Genomic DNA, 18,849 nt, shown 5'->3' with positions numbered 1-18,849 from the left:
TGCACAAATGTGTGAGCTTCTTTTTGTTGACATTATACCTATAGGGGTATATGATGTGGTTAGAAATAGCCGTGGTTGTCGAGAGAAAACTAATAGCTATTGCGAAAGTTTATAGTTTGACACATACCCTAAGGGGTAGTATAGTTTGGTTAATAAATTATTCTAAATGAGGTGAGCATATGCAGTATGATCCTAAAGTTTTGGCTCGAATGAAAAAAGTCGAAGGTCAGCTACGAGGCATTCTACGGATGATGGAAGAAGAAAAGGACTGCAAAGATGTAATAACGCAACTAAGTGCTGTTCGTTCTGCTGTTGACCGCACAATCGGTGTCATCGTGACGGATAATTTAGTCGAGTGTCTTTCAAAAGAAGATGCCGATACGCTCGATAAAAATGCTATGGTCAAACAGGCAGTGGATTTACTAGTAAAAAGTCGATAAGGCTTTTTATTTTTAAAATAAATTATACCTATAGGGGTAGGGGGACTGGATTTGGAAAAGAAAAGAACAACAATCGTATTATTCAGTGGAGATTATGATAAAGCGATGGCTGCTTATATCATTGCAAACGGTGCTGCAGCATATGATCATGAAGTAACCATTTTTCATACGTTCTGGGGTATCAATGCATTACGAAAGCAAGAACCGGTAGCTGTTAAAAAAGGGTTCCTCGAAAAAATGTTTGCCAAAATGATGCCACGTGGTGCGGAAAAACTAGGGCTATCAAAAATGCAGATGCTCGGCATGGGCCCGAAAATGATCAAGCATGTCATGAATAAGCATAACGCATTAACATTGACACAACTTGTAGAAATGGCACAGGAGCAGGACATTAAGCTTATAACATGTACGATGACGATGGATTTATTGGGACTTCAAAAGGAAGAATTGCTGGATGGTATTGAATATGCCGGAGTAGCGGCCTATTTAGCGGATGCTGAAGACGGAAACGTCAATTTATTCATTTAAGAGGTGACCTATGGAAACAATCCTATTAATCGCCGTGATCGCAGCTTTTTTTGTTTGGCGCATGAAACCTGTAAAAGGTGTCAAAACGATATCAACGGCCCAGCTTAAAACAATGATTAATGACAAAGATAAAGTGTTTGTAGACGTACGAACACCTGCCGAGTATAAGGCACGTAATGTGAAGCAATTTAGAAATATGCCACTTGGTTCGGATTTGTCGAAGCTGCCAAAGGGTAAGGAAATTGTAGTCATTTGTCAAAGCGGTATGCGTTCGAAGCAGGCATGTAATCAACTGAAAAAATTAGGCTATGAACAAGTAACAAATGTTCGTGGCGGCATGAGTTCATATTAAGGAGGAAATGAAGATGAAAACTATTTTACCAAAGGAAGTACAAGAAAAATTAGAAGCCGGGGAAGCGGTAAACTTAATCGACGTTCGAGAAGTAGCGGAAGTAGAGGCTGGTCATATTCCAGGAGTTACCCATATTCCATTAGGATTACTGGAATTCCGTATGCACGAGTTGGATAAAAAAACACCTTATATAATGGTTTGCCGTTCTGGCGGTCGCAGTGGTCAGGCAACAGCATTTTTAGAGTCACAAGGATTTGATGTGACAAATATGACGGGTGGCATGCTCGAATGGAATGGCGAAGTGAAGTAAAAATTTTAAAATAAATTATACCCTTACTGGTATGAATGGAGGATCACGATGATTAAATCAGACGTACAACTTGATGCAAAAGGTTTAGCTTGTCCAATGCCGATCGTCAAAACGAAAAAAGCGATGAACAATGTGGCAGAAGGGCAAGTGCTGGAAATACAGGCGACAGACAAAGGCTCTGTCGCGGATTTAGAGGCATGGTCGAAAACGGTCGGTCATCAATATATCGGCTCAAGTGAAGTAGATGGTGTGTTTTATCACTATATCCGAAAATGCAATCCGGAAATGAGTGAAGCAGCTGAAAAAACATTTGAACAAACGATTTCCAATGAAGATGCGGTGAAAGAAGAAGGCTTGATTTTGGATGTACGTGAAGCAGCAGAATATGCTTTCGGCCATATCCCAGGAGCTAAATCAATTCCGATGGGCGAATTGGGAACACGAATGGATGAACTCGGTAAAGACGAAACAATATATGTTATTTGCCGTACAGGGACACGTTCGGATCTGGCAGCGAGACAATTAACTGAAGCAGGATTTACAAAAGTATACAATGTCTTGCCGGGTATGACCGGTTATGAAGGCGCGTTACAGAAAAAAGTAGAGTAATTTATAAAAATTTTTATAAAAAATTATACCTATGGGGGTAGTTATAATGACAGTAACAGCATGGACAGCCGCACAAGTGGCACGCAAAGTAATTGAAAACAAAGAATTGTTTATTTTAGATGTCCGGAATGAAGACGCATTTAAAGACTGGAAAATTGACGGTCATAAATTCGAATACTTAAACATTCCTTACTTCGAATTATTAGACGGTGTAGAAGAAATTTTACCGCAAATTCCCGCCGACAAAGAGGTATTGGTTGTTTGTGCGAAAGAAGGCTCTTCCATCATGGTCGCAGAAATGCTTTCGGATGCAGGTCTTACTGTCGGTTATCTTGAAGGGGGAATGAAATCTTGGTCAATGTACCTTGAGCCAATTAAAGTTGGGGATCTTGCAAATGGTGGCGAATTATACCAATTTGTACGTTTAGGAAAAGGCTGCCTTTCTTACATGGCCATTTCTGAAGGCGAAGCGGCAATTATCGACGCAGTACGTTTTACAGAAGTATTCACGAAGTTCGCTGAAGAAAAAGGTGTTGAGATTAAACACGTTTTCGATACACACTTACACGCTGACCACATTTCTGGTGGTCGTCACATCGCTGCAGCTACTGGTGCAATATACTACTTACCACCCAAAGATGCGGAAGAAGTTGTATTTGACTACGCACCACTTGAAGACGGTTTAAAGGTACAATTAGGTGCTTCTGAAATTGAAGTCGGCGCACTTTATTCACCTGGTCACACAATCGGTTCAACTTCATTTGTCATCGATGGTAAATACTTATTAACAGGTGACATTTTATTCATCGATTCAATCGGTCGTCCAGACTTAGCGGGACTTGCTGAAGACTGGGTTGGTGACTTACGCGAAACATTATACTCTCGCTACCGCACATTGGCAGAAGACTTAATCGTGTTACCTGCTCACTTTATGATCATTGACGAGCTAAACGTAAATGGTACAGTAGCAAAACGCCTTGGTGATTTATTCGCTGAAAATCACGGTTTAAATGTGGAAGATGAAGACGTATTCCGCTCAATGGTAACAGATAACTTACCACCACAACCAAATGCTTACCAAGAAATTCGCCACGTTAACATGGGTAAAATTACACCTGATAACGACGAGCAAACGGAAATGGAGATTGGTCCAAACCGTTGCGCAGTACGCTAATTTAAAGCTGGAAATTGAAATGTTACACCTATGCGTGCCTCACGCTCAAGAGGAACGCAACCGTGTTACACGATAAAATTATAGATCGCTTACAACAATCAAATTTAAGAATAGAGGAATTTTAAATGAATATTACACAAACATTAGATGCAAAAGGCTTAGCATGCCCAATGCCAATCGTAAAAACGAAAAAGGCAATCGATAAAATAAACTCTGGTGAAGTACTGGAAGTTTTAGTAACAGATAAAGGGGCATTAAAAGACTTCAAAGCATGGGCAGGTGCAGGCGGACACACAATTGTTGAACAAAAAGAAGAAGCGGGCGTTCTGTATTTCTATATTCAAAAAGCATAAAAAAAATAGCGGGTAGAGATCGATTCTACCCGCTTTATCTTTAATCAGCAGGTTTAGATTACGCCAGTTGAATAAAGATAAGCCCTGGTTGACGTAACAGAGTGTTGGCTGAGGCATAATTGAATTTTTTGAAAGAAGGAAAGCATATGGAAATCGATTTATCATTGTTGTATATAGGGGTCATATTTGGACTTGGATTTATCGGCTCGTTTCTTTCCGGTATGCTCGGGGTTGGCGGTTCGATCATCAAATATCCGCTACTGCTCTATATTCCGCCATTGTTCGGTTTAGTCGCATTTACCGCGCATGAAGTTTCCGGTATTAGTGCCGTACAAGTTTTATTCGCTTCGCTTGCAGGGGTTTGGGCTTACCGGAAAAGCGGGTTATTGAACAAGGAGCTCATTTTATATATGGGTGCCGCAATTTTGGTCGGCAGCTTTATCGGCAGTTACGGTTCAGGGTATTTATCTGAAGATACCGTCAATATTGTGTATGGGCTACTTGCTGCTATTGCGGCTGTCATGATGCTGATTCCAAAGAAAACCGTTGAAGACGCAACTGAAATTACATTCAACAAAGCTTTGGCGAGTTCACTTGCACTCATCGTCGGAATCGGATCAGGCATTGTCGGAGCAGCCGGCGGTTTTTTACTCGTACCGATTATGCTGACAGTGTTAAAAATTCCAACACGTATTACAATCGCGACAAGTTTGGCGATTACATTCATCTCATCAATCGGTGGCAGTGTCGGCAAAGTGATGACAGGCCAGGTCGACTATTGGCCGGCTTTCATTATGATTATTGCAAGTATTATCGCAGCTCCACTTGGTGCAAAAGTCGGTCAGAAAATGAATGTTAAAATACTGCAATGGCTGCTTGCACTCATGATTGGTGCTACAGCTATTAAAATATGGATAAATATTTTACAATAACAATATTGTGAAGGTTGAAGCGGTAAGTTGCGCTTCGTTGTCTTTTCGTTGCTCAATACAACGATCCTCGCCAGCTCAACTGGTGAGGATTTTTTGTTTTAAAGGTAATCCATCATTTGATGTCGAAACTAGAAAATAGTCTTAACATGGGGGTAAGGGAATGCACGTCGAAACGGAAAGATTATTAATACGGAATTTTAACATGAACGATTTACAGGCGGTATATGACTATACATCCGATGCCAATGTGATGAAATATATACCTGAAGGGGTTTTTACAGAAAAAATTGTAAAAGAATTTATTGAACAAAATATGGGGGAGGAAGCGGAAAAGTTCGCGGTCATACTGAAAGGTGAAAATACTTTGATAGGGCATCTATTTTTCGGTAAATATTTCGGTGACCATACATATGAAATAGGCTGGGTATTCAATCCGAAATTTTATAATAAAGGGTATGCTACAGAAGCGGCCCGAGCCATGTTACAATATGCCTTTGAAGAAATGAAACTACATAGAGTGATTGCAACTTGCCAACCTCAAAATCCGCCGTCGTATCGTGTCATGGAGAAAATCGGCATGAGAAGGGAAGGGTATTTCAAAAAATGCATTCCAAACGGGGATGAATGGTGGGATGAATACTATTACGCAATTTTAAGTGAAGAGTGGAAATAAGCTGCATCAAAGAGGGAGCGGAAATTATGGGAAATACAACGAAGAGAAGAGTCATTTTAGATTTAGCCATTACGTTAGATGGATTGATTGAGGGAAAAAATGGTGAAATCGATTGGTGCATTATGGATCCGGAAATGAACTTTAACGACTTTTTGAATCAAATAGACACCATTTTTTACGGCAGAAAAAGCTACGACTTATGGGGACAGTATATTCCTGAAGAGGGTAGCTCCGAAAATGAAAAAGAAATGTGGGATTTGGTTCATAGTAAAGAAAAATATGTGTTTTCCAGAACTCAAAACGGGGATGGGAATAAAGCAAAATTTATAAATGACAACATCCTTGAAGAAGTGATGAAATTAAAGAACCAGGCTGGTAAAGATATTTGGCTATATGGCGGAGCAAGTCTTATAACGACTTTTATCAATTTAGGGCTTGTTGACGAATTCAGATTATCCATTCATCCAGTCGTATTGGGAGAAGGAAAACCGCTGTTTGTCGATATTCAAGAAAGATTAAATTTAAAAGTTGTGAATACGAGAACATTTTCTTCCGGAGTAGTTCAAATCATTTATCAATACGAAGGGAACTAATATTGTCCCTTTCAATTTCATAAAAGGGGCATAGTAAAGGGGGAATCGTATTGATCAAACAAATTTCAGTTATATTGTTATCCTTCTTAGTGATAACCGGGTGTAATAATAGCGCTATGAAACGGAATACAGAAATTGAAAAAAGACTCCATTCATCGATTATTATGGTATCCGATAACAGTACAAGCAAAACTTTTCTTAACACATTTGACGATTTCGAATGGGACAAGGCGTTTTTAGTTCAGCCTTATACGACACAAACAGATTTAGAAAAACAAGTCGGCGTTAAATTTACTGATCCAAGCAACATTGGTTCACGGGACGATATTTACCTGTTGGTTTTTATCAATGGGGGTAAAGCAGTTCAGTATGCGGAAATTGACCATTTAAATACTACTTTTTCTTTAGGGGATAAGGAGTATCTTGAACCTTCAAATGATGTAATTTATATTGAAAGATAATTTGGTGAGGTGAAAATCATAAAAACTAAATCATTATCCATTGGAATTATTCTTATTGGCTTAACGATTGGTGCTTTAGGCTACATCTTATTTGTGAAAGTATTTATCCCTAACATAATGTAAATTTTTTAGAACATTTTTCTGGTAATAGAAAAGTGTTCTTTTTTTGAATTTACTTATTTTGTTATATATGTATAATTATAAATATCATTTTATATTTATTAAAGGAAGTGTTAACTTGAAAATAGAAATGAATATTGATCCATCCAAAGCGGTTAAAGTGATCCATCAAGCGTTTAAGCGTTACGAGACAGATCCGCAACCTTCCAGTGCTTTAAATGAAACAGCAGACTCCATTAGTACCGAGCTCAAACAAGGGACAGAAATGTTCGGGGTATACGATAACGATGAATTAATAGCACTTGTGAAATGTATTTTAAATGAGGGATTTATTTATTTCTCAAGATTGTCTGTGTTACCTAAAAACCAGGGGAAGGGCGTAGCAACTAACTTGGTGAACTACTTAGAAGACTACGCTGTGAAAAATAATATATTTGTTTCAAAATGCAAAGTTCGAAAAAGTGAAAAGAATAATATCGCGCTTTATTCAAAACTAGGTTATAAAATCGTGAAGGAAGAAATCATCATTAATAAAAATGGTGATGAAATTCCAGCACTCACAATGCAAAAGAACCTCACACCGGATAAGTGATTATTCTATGTTCCGGAGTTTTTTTCAAAGCGTTTATATTCAATGGTTCTCCTATAAAACCATACGCAAAGAATAAACCAGCTATAGCCAAGTGACCAACCGGCTATCACATCTGAAGCAAAGTGACGTGCCTCTGTAATTCGGGAGATTCCAATTAGTAAAGCTAAGATAATAGCTGCAATCCAAACAATCAGTGATGCTTTGTTTAAAGTGTAAAGACGGTTTAATACATATGCAATCGTAAATAAATATAATAAACCATGTACAGCATGTCCTGAAGGAAAACTAAATGTAGAAAATTGATCTGCTATATCCGGACGCGGTCTCTCAATTTGGCGTTTTAATAGTTGATATAACCCGTATCCACCACCTACGGAAACAATAACAAACCCAATCAATTTATAGTCTTTTTTGTAAATCCAAATAAAGATACAAAGAATGATTGCGACGGTAAAAATAAAATTAGTTTCACCTATATGATGAAACATTGTAATGAATTTGTTTCCGTACAATAATTCAAAAGCGCCTTTGTCAAAAGCTTTAATAATAGCTGTTTCAAACGTTATCCATAAAAAACAAAATGCAACGAAAGTAAAAATGCCTAAAATATATGGCCACTTTCTTATATTAGTTCCTCCTAACAAAGAAAATTTAGGATAATGCAAAGTAAATATAACTTATTATGGCTATATGCAAAGAAAAATACATTGAATTAAAAAGAACTCGATTCCGTATAGGCAATCGAGTTTTGTTTTATAGTTACGAAGCGGTGTTTAATTTTAATTATAAAATTCCTTATATAAGACATATTTTAGCGCAGAAAGTTCATCTTCTGACAGCGTGCCTTCCATTTCGGAAACTACTTGATCAACACTGATTGAACCGTTTTGCGCCTGCTCCTGGATTGCTAATAAACGATTAATGCCTACTTTTTTGATTAATAGACGAGTTGCTTCTTCCTTCGTTTGAAAGGGTAGAGAATCGGGGTCCGTAGTTGCTGCTTCGTTTACAATTTCCTGCAGCTTCGGATCGTTTGCGATATAGGATTTCACTTCTTCTTTATCTTCAGCATTTAAATTAGCTTCAACTTGTTCGACGATTTTTTCGGAAGCGATGTTTGTCCCAAAATGCCACACAGCATAGCCTGCTGCTCCAAGTAAAGCAAGGATAATTACAGTAATCGTTAAAAATTTCTTCATCAAATCACTCCTGACAAGTTGAATATAGCACAACCTTTAAAAAACTACGAAGGAAAAATGTTTCCAATGTTTGTGTAGATAAGGTTAAACCACTTTTTATCAGTGTATTATTATAAGAGATAAGCATTTAATATTTATCTATTTCAAAAAACGGTTCAATCCCTATTTCTTTTAATAAGTATTTCATAGGGCTGTTTTTTTCTGCTAAATATTTTTTAGGAATTAATATTTCTTGTCTTATTCGGTGAATAACAGTGGGCTTAATTTCAGGAAACCACTTTTCATAACTAATCCCTCTATCCTGTTCGATTTTTATCAAAAAGTGTACTATTTCTTCAAACATATAAGGGAATTCTTTTTCTATTTGCTCATGATGTTCTAAAAAGGAATGAAGATAATCTTCAAAATAATAAAACTGACTTTTATTTAGAGGGTAATGCCGACTGCTATTTTCCTCCCATTCCTTTACCGACCAAAATACTTGGCAAAACTTTGTTTCCCAAGTTCCTAGCATACATGTAAAGGCGACAATCGAATATTTTCTAGTTTCAAAATCGTCGTCTGCAAAATATTTATAAAATTCTTCCTCATACTCGCCACCATAACAACCGCTAGTATGATAATAGCCGATTTCAAAACCCTTCAAGCCACGTTTCGCTTGTTCGATAATATGATGTGCCATATTGTCTTCCTCCTCGAGATGACTTTTCTGCATGTTCAATCATTATATATTATTTGATAAAATTTCCCAACACGATATAACAAAGCCTCTGTTTGAAAAAATGAAGATTAACTTGGATGATTTAGGGAAAGTTAAAAAATGTGATCAAAAATATAAATTAGACTTTATAACTGGCAGGTTAGGAAGATCTATCAAGGAGGTCCATATGTTATGGGAAAAACAGAGCAAACAGTTTCTGAATTAATGCTCGATCAATTGTATATGTTCGGTGTAAGACGGATATATGGGGTCGTAGGTGATACGACATTCGGACTCATCGATGCATTGGCAAAACAGGATAAAATTAAATATATTGCTGTCAAACATGAATCGACAGCTGCTTTTATGGCGTCTGCCGAAGCTAAATTAACGGGTGGTCTCGGTGTATGTACTGCAACGATGGGACCAGGTGCAGCGAATCTTATTAATGGTCTCGGTGATGCGCATGCAGATAGAGCGCCTGTGCTTGCGATTACAGGGCAGGCCGAAAGTGGAAAGATTGGTACGGAATATCCGCAATATATCGATCAACAGGAACTTGTAAAGCCTTTTGCCGCTTATTCTGCAAATCTGGCCAGCCCGGATGCAACAATTGAAGTTCTGCAAAAAGCTGCGCGAACATCTCTTGGACAAAGGGTTGTCACGCATATATCCATACCAAAGGATATTATGATGATGCCGGCTAAGGGAGCGCCGCGTCGATTGCCGGATGTAATCGAAGGGACTTCCAGCTTTACGAATGAAAGTCTGAAACACGCTGTAGACATTATGAGAACAGCTAAGCGACCAATGATTCTGGCTGGTTTAGGTGCCACTTCTGTCTCAGCGGATTTGGAAAAACTGGCGGATCTTTGGGGAGCCGGCATTCTAACAAGTTTAGGCGGAAAAGGTTTGTTTGATGAATCTTCACCGCTTGTCTTACAAGGGATTGGTGAAGGCGGGAACCCTCATGCTGCTGATGTATTTAAACAGGCAGATGTCGTACTTCTTGCAGGGACGACATGGTGGCCGGAAGGGTTTGTGCCAACGGATGCACGAATTATTCAGATTGACCGTCAATTGGATAAGTTTGTAAAAGAAATTCCAACAGAACTTGGAATCATGGGGAAAACAGAGGAAGTAATTCCAATTTTAACGGAGAGCCTGCAACAATTCATTCGCTCTGAGGATTGGGTAACGCATATACAACAAGTAAAAGAAAAGTGGGCAGCACAGAATGAGGAGGAAGGTAATACGAAAGGTTATCCTGTTCATCCTTCCCGAATTATCCGTGCCATTGACCGAACAGTAACATCCGATGCGATTCTTGCACTGGATACCGGCGATAATACCGTATGGACGAATCGTAACTTCAAACAAAAAGATCAGTCTGTTTTATTTTCCGGTTACTGGCGCACAATGGGCTTTGGCCTTCCAGCTGCGATGGCCGCAAAACTGATTAAGCCAGAAAAACAAGTAGTGGCGATTGTTGGTGACGGAGGGCTTCAGATGGTGCTTGCAGATCTGTTGACAGCAACTCGCTATGAACTGGATATTACAGTCATTGTTTTAAATAATGAAAGTCTGCAAATGGAAAGGGACAAGCTGAAAGTTGCGAAGAAGGAAGAAGTAGGTGTTGATTTAACGAATCCTGATTTTGTGAAATTGGCTGAAGCTTGCGGATGGAAAGGATTACGTCCTACTTCAGATACCGAGTTGGAGTCTGTGATGGAAGAAGCACTCAATACGAAGGGCCCAACACTCGTAGATATCAGCACAGCACAAGTATTTTTCCCGGAAACACAATAAAAGATCCTTTTAATGGGGCAACCTATTTTTTATGGTTTTAATGACTAAAATGCTGGAATAAGTCGTTGATTTTATTACAGGAAAGAATGGATGCTGTTTAAAGTAATTCACACAGGGTATTCAAAAAAGTGTAACAGTTTATGTGAAGGAATATCTGATAAGTCGCTTTAAAGCTTACGGAAATTATCCTCGCAAAGAATGTACTAACTAGATAGGAGATGATTTTTGATGGGAAACCCAAACTTAAACGATCCACGAAAAAAATTTCATACGGAGAAATTCCCGGATCAAGAACAGAGTACTCCAGCAATACAAAATGAAATGAGTCCAAAACCTGATTGTGGAGAAAAATCATATAAAGGGCATAGTCGTCTGGAAGGGCGAAATGCTTTAGTTACCGGTGGCGATTCTGGAATTGGTCGTGCTGCCGCGATTGCCTATGCACGTGAAGGCGCTAATGTCGCGATTCAATTCTTCCCTGGTGAAGAAGAAGACGCAAATGAAGTAAAAGCATTAATCGAAGAAGCCGGCAAAAAAGCGTTGCTGTTGCCATATGACTTGCGTGAAGATGGCGCGGCAACAGAAATGGTAAAGAAAACAGTGGAAGCTTTTGGCGGATTAGATACGCTCGTATTGAATGCAGGTCAGCAAATCGCACAGGAGACACTAAGCGATTTAACGATCAAACAAGTAGAAGATACGTTCAAAGTAAATGTCATCAGCATGTTTGAAGCCGTTAAAGCTGCTGAAGAACATTTGGAACCGGGAAGTGCAATTATTACGACGACATCGGTTCAATCGTATAATCCATCTACATTTTTAATGGACTATGCCTCAACGAAAGGTGCGATTAGCAACTTTACGGTAAACCTTTCTGCATACTTTGCTTCTAAAGGCGTACGTGTGAACGGGGTTGCGCCAGGGCCGATTTGGACACCATTGCAATTGGATAATGGACAGCCGGATGGCAAAATCCCTGAATTTGGGCAAAATGCACCACTTGGTCGCGCCGGGCAGCCTGTAGAGCTTGCCCCAGTATATGTCCTTTTAGCATCTGATGAAGGAAGCTATATTACCGGACAAATTTATGGGGTAACAGGCGGCGAAACAATCGACTTATAATATTGAAGGGCACGAAAAGCACCTTCAACGAAGAAACAGCAATCTCCTGATGATACGGGAGGTTGCTGTTTTTTTAAATTCAACCCCAAGTACCGCTGCAATGGTAGAAGATTTCCTGCACCATTTGCCCCAAGAATTCCAATTACCTCACCAGATTTGATGTCAAAACTCATGTTATCTACAGCTGTTTTCGACCAATAGGCAAATGATAAATATTTGACAGTTAACATCTTATTTTTCCCTGGACTTAGGAAGATACTATATCAAAGAGAAATTGGGGTGGTGTATTAATGGAGGGTTCATTAATTAACAAGTAGCGCTTGGATTGGATAAACGTATGAAGAAATGCCCAATTATTTTGTAAAAACTATATTTCAAGACGATTATTTTAATAGCTCAAAAATTTTTTTAGTAAATTTTTATTGTCTTTATATTAATAATGAGGAAAAGAGGGTATATGCATGGAGTAGCACTAGGAGGAGTAACAATGAAACTAGAATTTTTAAAAATTGAAAAAATAGTTGAAACAGAAAAAAACAAAATCATATACATACCAGCTGGGGGAATCCAGTTTGTATTTAAAAATAAGATCATATCTTTAAAGGATCCATTACGCATTGCGATGACTCATCGGGGGAGCTTTATCGATGTTGTTCGCTATATCGATTTCGTAGTTTACGACGACCTTTCAATATATACGACTGGTGAGATTAAACGAGAAAGTTTATTTGGTATTGTATCGAATGACGAAGTGCTCTCAGCCATTCATAAAGAAATCGAAAAAGTTTCAGCGGAAGCTCCGATATATAAATCATTTGATGATAAAGAGCTGTTTAACCAAGAATTTGGACAGGCAAATGATCAGCCTATTTAAATACACCGTTAACTATTTGGGAAGACCCTTGTTGAGGCAAAGGTCTTCTTTTTATTTAGGTTTTATAAACCAGCTCTGTAAATATAAACGCTGCTACTATAACAATTTATACACTATGTATAACAAAACAATTGAAATATTAGTGTTATTACATTAAATTAAATCTCACTTTTTAATTTATCAATATATTGTTTGGCTTCTAATAGTGAAAGCCCTAATAGTTCTCTTGCCCTTTTCACTGCCTTGACATCAGCGCCTTCTTTTAATAGTTGTTTTAATTCGTTATTTATCGGATGGTCAGGTGTAATTGTCTGTTTAGTTATTTGTTTTAAAGTAGACTGCATTTCTTTGATTCGATTATTCAAATTAACTACAGTAAGCAATAAATACGCACAAATAAATAAAATTACTGCTTCTAGTATAGAAAATTCCATGAAATACCTTCCTTTTTTTAGTAATATCTACATTTACGAATTATATGAATATAAGGTTTCACATTTTTTGCATAAAATAACGTCTACAAAGCAAGTAAACCATATGATAGATTCGATCATGTTCTCAGTTAAGGAGCATATTGTGAAATAATCATCTTCTATACAAGCTTAAGTTTAATAATATTTAAAGGATTATCGATCAACATTATTGAATAATTGTTCTATATCCGTAAGCTTGGAGGTACATAATGGAGTTTTATAAATTTAGTAAAGAAAGTGGTAAGAAGGTTTCTCATTTTAATTCAAATTTTATAATGTCCCGAATTATCCAAACAGACGAAAAAACCAATATTGGATGGATGCACTTAGATGAAGGTGGTGTTATAGGGTATCATCAAGCAGTAGTACCCCAACTTTTATTAATAATAACAGGAGAAGGGTATGTACGTAACGATAAAGAAGAGTATTTTAAAGTACAATCTGGTGATGCGGTGTTTTGGAGAAAAGATGAATGGCATGAAACTAAATCAGATAAAGGTTTAACTGCTATTGTAATTGAAAGTGATGAACTAAATCCTTCCTTATATATGCCCTTAAAGAATTAAAATCTATGGAAATCGCTTTAAAATTTCTGCAACAAAAAACCTAGTCAGTAGCTTCCAGCATCATTACCAATCGGCACTTTTCTTGAAAAAGAAGAGTGCTTTATTAGTGTGCCCGGCATGCACAACAGCCTGGTGGTGAAAGTCCACTACAGGCTTGGCAGTAGGAACTGTTAGCGAAAGACAAGGGTGTCCATGGTGACGTGGAATCTGAAGGAAGTCGGACGCAAACTCTCGAACTGACGAACAGAAATCAGATAAAAGGCTGACTTGGGACGGATGAGCTTGCTAAACAAAGCGAAGTCCAATACTGCCCAAATCCCATACAGTAAATCTGGCAGTTACATGAGAGGAAGGCGGTTGTGCTTACCCGGGGAGGTCTCTTGAGGGTTATTCAATTAACAATTTGTTTAGTGATAAATGGATGAATCAAGAGAAGTCAGCAGAAGCCATAGTAGTCTTCGACCGAAGATGAAGGGCCGAACAATCTTTTAAATCTTGAAAGAAACAAGGAGGTGGAGACATCCCGCCAAAACACAGAAAACATCAAGGTATAGACCGAATAGATGGCTACTTATAGAGGGATAAGCTGGAAGCGAAAGAGTATATAAGAGCGTGTAGGGATGTAAACATGGAAATGAAGAAACAAGAAAGTATCAATTTAATTGACAGAATTGCGTCCCATAGAAACCTATGGAATGCATATAAGAAAGTAAAAGGAAATGGAGGAGCACCTGGAATCGACGGTATCACGGTTGATGGACTGAAGGCGCATTTAATAAAATATGAGGAACCATTGAAAAGGAAATTAAAAGATGGTTCCTACCAACCTCAACCAGTGAAACGAGTAGCTATCCCAAAAGCGAATGGCTCCAAACGATATCTAGGTATACCATGTGTATTGGACAGAGTTGTTCAACAAGCCATTCTACAAGTCATCCAACCAATAATTGATCCACACTTTTCAGACAAAAGTTTTGGCTTTCGAAAAGGTCGAAACCAACACCAGGCAATTGCCCTCGCTAAGAAATATTACGAGGAAGGTTATCGAACAGTGGTGGACTGTGACTTGAAAAGTTACTTCGATACGATTCATCACCAGCGACTACGAGCTTATTTGGAAGAATTCATAACAGATAAAATAGTACTTAAGCTAATATGGAAATTCTTACGCTCAGGCATATTGGACAAGGACATCCTCATTGAAACGACAGAAGGTACACCCCAAGGGGGTCCACTCTCTCCAATTCTAGCAAACGTGTATTTAAACAAGCTAGATAGAGAGTTAGAAAAACGAGGACACCGATTCATTCGCTATGCGGATGATTTTGTGATTTATGTAAAGTCACCAAGAGCAGGTGAACGCGTCATGACCAGTGTCAAGAATTTTATCGAAGATGAACTGGGTCTCACAATCAATGAGCAGAAAAGTAAAGTATGTGGCGCAACAGCAGCTACATTCTTAGGGTTTCATCTACAAAATCTGTCGGGAAAGTGGGATACCGACCAATCAAGTCCGCCAAGAAACGACTAAAAGATAAGCTAAGAATACTGACGAGTCGTAAACGAACAGGGACATTTAGTGAGATTGTGAAAAGAATCAATCAAACAACGGTTGGTTGGATTAATTACTACGGAGTTTCCAACATGAAAACTTTCATCCAAGAATTACAGGGATGGTTAAACCATCGCTTACGTCAATTAATATGGAAACGGTGGAAGCTACCACGAACTAAATATGTGAAATTACGCCAATACGGAATCCAACATGATGAAGCGATGAAAACGGCGCATTCAAGAAAAGGGTACTGGCGAATATCACGAAGCGAGGTTCTACACCAAGCCATTCCAAATAAAAGGCTCGTAAAATGGGGACTGAAAGACCTGTCCCAATTTTACGAGCAAAGATACTCAAAAGATTGAACCGCCGTATACGGAACCGTACGTACGGTGGTGTGAGAGGTCGGCTAGCCAATTAATGGCTAGCCTCCTACTCGATTGGAAACGAAAACCCCCTGCTATGCGGGGGGTTCTAAAAAGCTTTTTTATTTTATTCAATTATAGGGCCAGATTGTGGAGCAAAAGTTTTTTATGTAATCTTTGGTTACATTTATCCAGTAAATTTTACGTTATAATCACTTGTATAAATATAAAAACCTTTGGAGGGCTGCATGGATAAAACAAGTTTATATGCATACATTAGTTTTACTGGTAAGGAAGATGTTGATGATTTTCCTGTAGAAGTAGTAACAGAGATGTTAGGTGTAAAACCAACAAGAATATTACGAATGGGTGAAAGAATAAATGATGTACGTACACGTTCGTTTACATCGTGGCAATATGAATCTGAAACATTAGAAACACTGGATGTAGATGATGTTTTACTTCCTATTTTAAATGTTTTCCAGGAAAAAACAGATTCAATTAACTGTATAAAAAAAGAATTGAATTTGAATGTAAAAGTTGCATTAGTGATAACAATGATAGATGGTTTTACACCTGGTTTAGTAATATACCCTGAATTTAGTAAATTTGCTTCCGATATCAATGCATTTATTGATATCGATATGTATGTGTACCCATTTAGTGAACCTGAACAATAACAATTCATATTTATAAATACTAAATAAATTTTAATCTCAATAACGTTTTCAAATAAAAGTTTGGAGACACAATCAATCAACAACGATCGGGCCATTTAATTGAAGAACATTTTTATATGGTAGCGTCAGAAAATGATGGATTTACAAAGATAAGAAATATACACAATTTTATGCAAAGAGAAGAACACTCCCAGTAAGTGCAAATACCGCTGTATCAACGTCTTAAACCATATGTATAAAATACTGCATAAACAATGTTCACATAAAAAAGCACGAAACGCTGTTAAATCAACGTTCGTGCCTTTTTATAGTGTCCCAAAACTTTGATTTGGGAACGTTATTCGGTTTATTTATGTAGAGATTATTTATTTCTTGTTGTACTAAAGTACATAGTTAATGAAGTAAGAAGGGATTTATTTAGATTGTTTCCAAAATCTTTTTTGCTATTTCATCAAGTTCTTCTGCGAGTTCATTACGTGTAGGTGTTTCAGATACTCTTGTTAAATACTCTCTAAACTGAACTCTCGACTCTCTCGGCAATTCTAAAACTAAATAGTGTAAAATGAACCACTTCCAGTTATCATCATCAGAAGAAGTTAAAACATCTTGCACATATGGAACAATTTCTTCTGGAAAAGTTAAAAGTATTTCTAACACGCTTGGTGCCACTGGCCAATTCATATCTTGAATCCATTCAAGGAGATTAGGCAATAAAGGCAAGATTTTATCCCTATCCATTTTTTTTATTATTTCTACTCTATCATTATCTAATTTATGTCTTGGCAAAAGACTTTCGAAATTCTCCATATACACTCACCCTCCTTGCTTACGTTAGTTGAAGTATAACATTCCTTAAGTGACGTTTGGGAGTATTGCTGATCATAACCTTGTATTGGCACTCGTTCTTCAACAAACTGGGCGTGTTTATTTAAGAACGCGCTTTTTCAGTTATAGGGCCAGATTGCAAAATAACTTGATAAAAGGTATCTGGATATTAATGTTAAAATTCTATGTAAGATGGTGAAACAATTTATTTACGATAACAGGCAGGTTAATAAACAAGGAAATGCTAAAAAATTATTGTTAGGAGCTGATAAAATGACTAATTTATATTTTGTTAGGCACGCACATTCTCTATATACACCTGATGAAATAAATAGACCTTTGTCGGAAAGAGGTTTTTCTGATGCAAAAATTGTTACCAAATTATTAAAAACGGAGGAAATTGGTATTGTTGTTTCAAGTCCTTATAAACGAGCTGTTCAAACTGTCAAAGGTATAGCAGAATACATAAAAACAGAAGTTGAAATTATAGATGGTTTTAAAGAACGTACTTTAACCACAGTCCCAGCCAACGATTTTACTCTTGCAATAACAAAAGTATGGGAGGACTACAATTTTTCATGGGAGGGTGGAGAATCTAACATAGTCGCTCAAAAAAGAGGTGTAGAAAGCACTTTGAATATATTAGAGAAATACAAAGGTGAAAATGTTGTTATTGGCACACATGGAAATATAATGGTTTTAATCATGAATTTCTTTGATAGCCAGTTTGATTTTCCTTTTTGGCAAAATCTTGATATGCCAGATATATATAAATTAACTTTTAATGGTAAGGTGCTAACAAACGTAGAGAAAGTATGGCAAAGAACATAATATAATTCTTCGATTAAGGGCTGCTCTAGTTGAATAAGATGTTCAATAATCGGGCGTGATTTATAAAGAAGAAGATCGCGTTTTATACGTTATAGGAATAGTATTCTAATAAATTCCTTATAGATAACTGGATATTTATGTTAAAATTTAAGCTAGTTTGTGAATTAAAACTATCGGGTCATTATCCTTTAAAAAAGATTTGGTGTGAAAGGAGAATAAATAAATGGAGAGTAGATTAAGAAAATCAAGTATATATGGACTATTGTTTGGATTGGCCATCTCTATTTTATTTGTTAATTATAAGGATGTTACACAGATAGGGGATGGGGTTTATCAAACTACATATAAACCTGTAATTGAATATATCGTTTCAATCTTGCGCTTCGGAATTATAGGAATGTTTTTAGGTTTATTTATTGGTTGGAAGAGTTTTAAGAGACAACAAAATTCCCAACAAAAAACCAAACAAGAAAAAACCTATTACCTCCCGTTCTTTTTAATTGTTTTTCTCGTCTCAAGTATTCTAATGTTAGTTTTTTAAATGGTAATAATATTTTACTAAAAGCTCTTTAGTAATCATTATTTTTATGGCGTTATTCTTGTATAACGAAAGGATGATATTATGGCAAGAAATAAGAAAAATGAGGTACTAATTGTTATTCTAAGCAGCTTATTACTTCTCGTTTTGCCTACACTTTACTATAGAGAAGCAA

Annotated in this window: 26 protein-coding genes; 21 read left to right on the top strand and 5 right to left on the bottom strand. The window is 37.2% G+C overall.

Features of this window, described 5'->3' with window-relative positions; translation table 11 throughout:
* The first annotated feature begins 179 nt into the window (after positions 1 to 179).
* From MKY51_RS10145 to MKY51_RS10090, 12 genes are all read left to right on the top strand, one after another.
* Positions 180 to 440: a metal-sensitive transcriptional regulator gene (locus tag MKY51_RS10145; RefSeq protein WP_339171633.1), complete on the top strand. Its 261-nt coding sequence runs from the start codon at positions 180 to 182 to the stop codon at positions 438 to 440.
* Between the two features lie 45 nt (positions 441 to 485).
* Positions 486 to 968 (top strand): DsrE/DsrF/DrsH-like family protein, encoded by a 483-nt coding sequence (locus MKY51_RS10140; protein ID WP_339176611.1) that lies wholly within the window; start codon positions 486 to 488, stop codon positions 966 to 968.
* 10 nt (positions 969 to 978) lie between these two features.
* Entirely contained in the window at positions 979 to 1,320 is a 342-nt protein-coding gene (locus tag MKY51_RS10135) for a rhodanese-like domain-containing protein (RefSeq protein ID WP_339171631.1), read from the top strand.
* Positions 1,321 to 1,333: 13 nt separating this feature from the next.
* Entirely contained in the window at positions 1,334 to 1,630 is a 297-nt protein-coding gene (locus tag MKY51_RS10130) for a rhodanese-like domain-containing protein (protein ID WP_339171629.1), read from the top strand.
* Positions 1,631 to 1,678: 48 nt separating this feature from the next.
* Complete coding sequence (locus tag MKY51_RS10125; protein WP_339171626.1) at positions 1,679 to 2,239, top strand: sulfurtransferase TusA family protein; 561 nt, start codon at positions 1,679 to 1,681, stop codon at positions 2,237 to 2,239.
* A 46-nt stretch (positions 2,240 to 2,285) separates the two neighbouring features.
* Positions 2,286 to 3,413, top strand: coding sequence for an MBL fold metallo-hydrolase (locus MKY51_RS10120; RefSeq protein ID WP_339171623.1), 1,128 nt, complete (start codon positions 2,286 to 2,288; stop codon positions 3,411 to 3,413).
* Positions 3,414 to 3,538: 125 nt separating this feature from the next.
* Positions 3,539 to 3,766: a sulfurtransferase TusA family protein gene (locus MKY51_RS10115; protein WP_339171620.1), complete on the top strand. Its 228-nt coding sequence runs from the start codon at positions 3,539 to 3,541 to the stop codon at positions 3,764 to 3,766.
* A 146-nt stretch (positions 3,767 to 3,912) separates the two neighbouring features.
* Positions 3,913 to 4,698 carry a sulfite exporter TauE/SafE family protein gene (locus tag MKY51_RS10110; RefSeq protein ID WP_339171617.1) on the top strand — a complete coding sequence of 262 codons (786 nt, stop codon included), beginning with the start codon at positions 3,913 to 3,915 and terminating at the stop codon, positions 4,696 to 4,698.
* Positions 4,699 to 4,858: 160 nt separating this feature from the next.
* Positions 4,859 to 5,371: a GNAT family protein gene (locus MKY51_RS10105; protein WP_339171615.1), complete on the top strand. Its 513-nt coding sequence runs from the start codon at positions 4,859 to 4,861 to the stop codon at positions 5,369 to 5,371.
* A gap of 26 nt (positions 5,372 to 5,397) precedes the next feature.
* Entirely contained in the window at positions 5,398 to 5,964 is a 567-nt protein-coding gene (locus MKY51_RS10100) for a dihydrofolate reductase family protein (protein ID WP_339171613.1), read from the top strand.
* Positions 5,965 to 6,014: 50 nt separating this feature from the next.
* Positions 6,015 to 6,425, top strand: coding sequence for a hypothetical protein (locus MKY51_RS10095; protein WP_339171611.1), 411 nt, complete (start codon positions 6,015 to 6,017; stop codon positions 6,423 to 6,425).
* 238 nt (positions 6,426 to 6,663) lie between these two features.
* On the top strand, positions 6,664 to 7,137 hold the full coding sequence (locus MKY51_RS10090) for a GNAT family N-acetyltransferase (protein WP_339171609.1): 474 nt from the start codon (positions 6,664 to 6,666) through the stop codon (positions 7,135 to 7,137).
* 5 nt (positions 7,138 to 7,142) lie between these two features.
* Here MKY51_RS10090 and MKY51_RS10085 read toward each other — a convergent pair whose 3' ends face one another.
* The 3 genes from MKY51_RS10085 to MKY51_RS10075 form a co-directional block, all read right to left on the bottom strand.
* Positions 7,143 to 7,802 carry a phosphatase PAP2 family protein gene (locus tag MKY51_RS10085; RefSeq protein ID WP_339171606.1) on the bottom strand — a complete coding sequence of 220 codons (660 nt, stop codon included), beginning with the start codon at positions 7,800 to 7,802 and terminating at the stop codon, positions 7,143 to 7,145.
* 114 nt (positions 7,803 to 7,916) lie between these two features.
* Positions 7,917 to 8,336: a hypothetical protein gene (locus MKY51_RS10080; RefSeq protein WP_339171604.1), complete on the bottom strand. Its 420-nt coding sequence runs from the start codon at positions 8,334 to 8,336 to the stop codon at positions 7,917 to 7,919.
* A 127-nt stretch (positions 8,337 to 8,463) separates the two neighbouring features.
* Positions 8,464 to 9,018: a hypothetical protein gene (locus MKY51_RS10075; protein WP_339171602.1), complete on the bottom strand. Its 555-nt coding sequence runs from the start codon at positions 9,016 to 9,018 to the stop codon at positions 8,464 to 8,466.
* 210 nt (positions 9,019 to 9,228) lie between these two features.
* Here MKY51_RS10075 and MKY51_RS10070 point away from each other — a divergent pair, with 210 nt between their 5' ends.
* The 3 genes from MKY51_RS10070 to MKY51_RS10060 all read left to right on the top strand — a co-directional run bounded on the left by MKY51_RS10070 (position 9,229) and on the right by MKY51_RS10060 (position 12,841).
* On the top strand, positions 9,229 to 10,845 hold the full coding sequence (locus MKY51_RS10070) for a thiamine pyrophosphate-binding protein (RefSeq protein WP_339171601.1): 1,617 nt from the start codon (positions 9,229 to 9,231) through the stop codon (positions 10,843 to 10,845).
* Between the two features lie 228 nt (positions 10,846 to 11,073).
* Positions 11,074 to 11,967: an SDR family oxidoreductase gene (locus MKY51_RS10065; RefSeq protein WP_339171598.1), complete on the top strand. Its 894-nt coding sequence runs from the start codon at positions 11,074 to 11,076 to the stop codon at positions 11,965 to 11,967.
* Positions 11,968 to 12,454: 487 nt separating this feature from the next.
* On the top strand, positions 12,455 to 12,841 hold the full coding sequence (locus MKY51_RS10060) for a molecular chaperone (RefSeq protein WP_339171596.1): 387 nt from the start codon (positions 12,455 to 12,457) through the stop codon (positions 12,839 to 12,841).
* Between the two features lie 158 nt (positions 12,842 to 12,999).
* Here MKY51_RS10060 and MKY51_RS10055 read toward each other — a convergent pair whose 3' ends face one another.
* Positions 13,000 to 13,275, bottom strand: a complete 276-nt coding sequence (locus tag MKY51_RS10055; protein ID WP_339171594.1) for a hypothetical protein — start codon at positions 13,273 to 13,275, stop codon at positions 13,000 to 13,002.
* Between the two features lie 248 nt (positions 13,276 to 13,523).
* Between MKY51_RS10055 and MKY51_RS10050 the strand changes: the two genes are divergently transcribed.
* From MKY51_RS10050 to MKY51_RS10035, 4 genes are all read left to right on the top strand, one after another.
* Positions 13,524 to 13,880, top strand: coding sequence for a cupin (locus tag MKY51_RS10050; protein ID WP_339171592.1), 357 nt, complete (start codon positions 13,524 to 13,526; stop codon positions 13,878 to 13,880).
* Between the two features lie 634 nt (positions 13,881 to 14,514).
* On the top strand, positions 14,515 to 15,411 hold the full coding sequence (ltrA, locus tag MKY51_RS10045) for a group II intron reverse transcriptase/maturase (protein WP_339171590.1): 897 nt from the start codon (positions 14,515 to 14,517) through the stop codon (positions 15,409 to 15,411).
* A complete protein-coding gene (locus tag MKY51_RS10040; RefSeq protein ID WP_339171587.1) occupies positions 15,315 to 15,800 on the top strand; it encodes a group II intron maturase-specific domain-containing protein in 486 nt (161 codons plus the stop codon). Before ltrA ends, MKY51_RS10040 begins: the two co-directional genes overlap by 97 nt.
* A 248-nt stretch (positions 15,801 to 16,048) precedes the next feature.
* Entirely contained in the window at positions 16,049 to 16,480 is a 432-nt protein-coding gene (locus tag MKY51_RS10035) for a DUF4279 domain-containing protein (RefSeq protein WP_339171585.1), read from the top strand.
* 417 nt (positions 16,481 to 16,897) lie between these two features.
* Here the strand turns inward: MKY51_RS10035 and MKY51_RS10030 are convergent, their stop codons facing one another.
* Positions 16,898 to 17,287, bottom strand: coding sequence for a DUF5071 domain-containing protein (locus MKY51_RS10030; protein WP_339171583.1), 390 nt, complete (start codon positions 17,285 to 17,287; stop codon positions 16,898 to 16,900).
* A 291-nt stretch (positions 17,288 to 17,578) separates the two neighbouring features.
* Here MKY51_RS10030 and MKY51_RS10025 point away from each other — a divergent pair, with 291 nt between their 5' ends.
* On the top strand, positions 17,579 to 18,136 hold the full coding sequence (locus MKY51_RS10025; protein ID WP_339171581.1) for a histidine phosphatase family protein: 558 nt from the start codon (positions 17,579 to 17,581) through the stop codon (positions 18,134 to 18,136).
* 223 nt (positions 18,137 to 18,359) lie between these two features.
* Positions 18,360 to 18,677: a hypothetical protein gene (locus MKY51_RS10020; protein WP_339171579.1), complete on the top strand. Its 318-nt coding sequence runs from the start codon at positions 18,360 to 18,362 to the stop codon at positions 18,675 to 18,677.
* Positions 18,678 to 18,849: the final 172 nt, after the last annotated feature.

Origin of the sequence: Solibacillus sp. FSL R5-0691 (assembly GCF_037974225.1) — a bacterium.
In the GTDB taxonomy this organism is placed as follows: Bacteria; Bacillota; Bacilli; order Bacillales_A; family Planococcaceae; genus Solibacillus.
The sequence above is the reverse complement of the archived record's forward strand: the minus strand, read 5'-3'. Positions and strand labels throughout refer to the sequence as shown.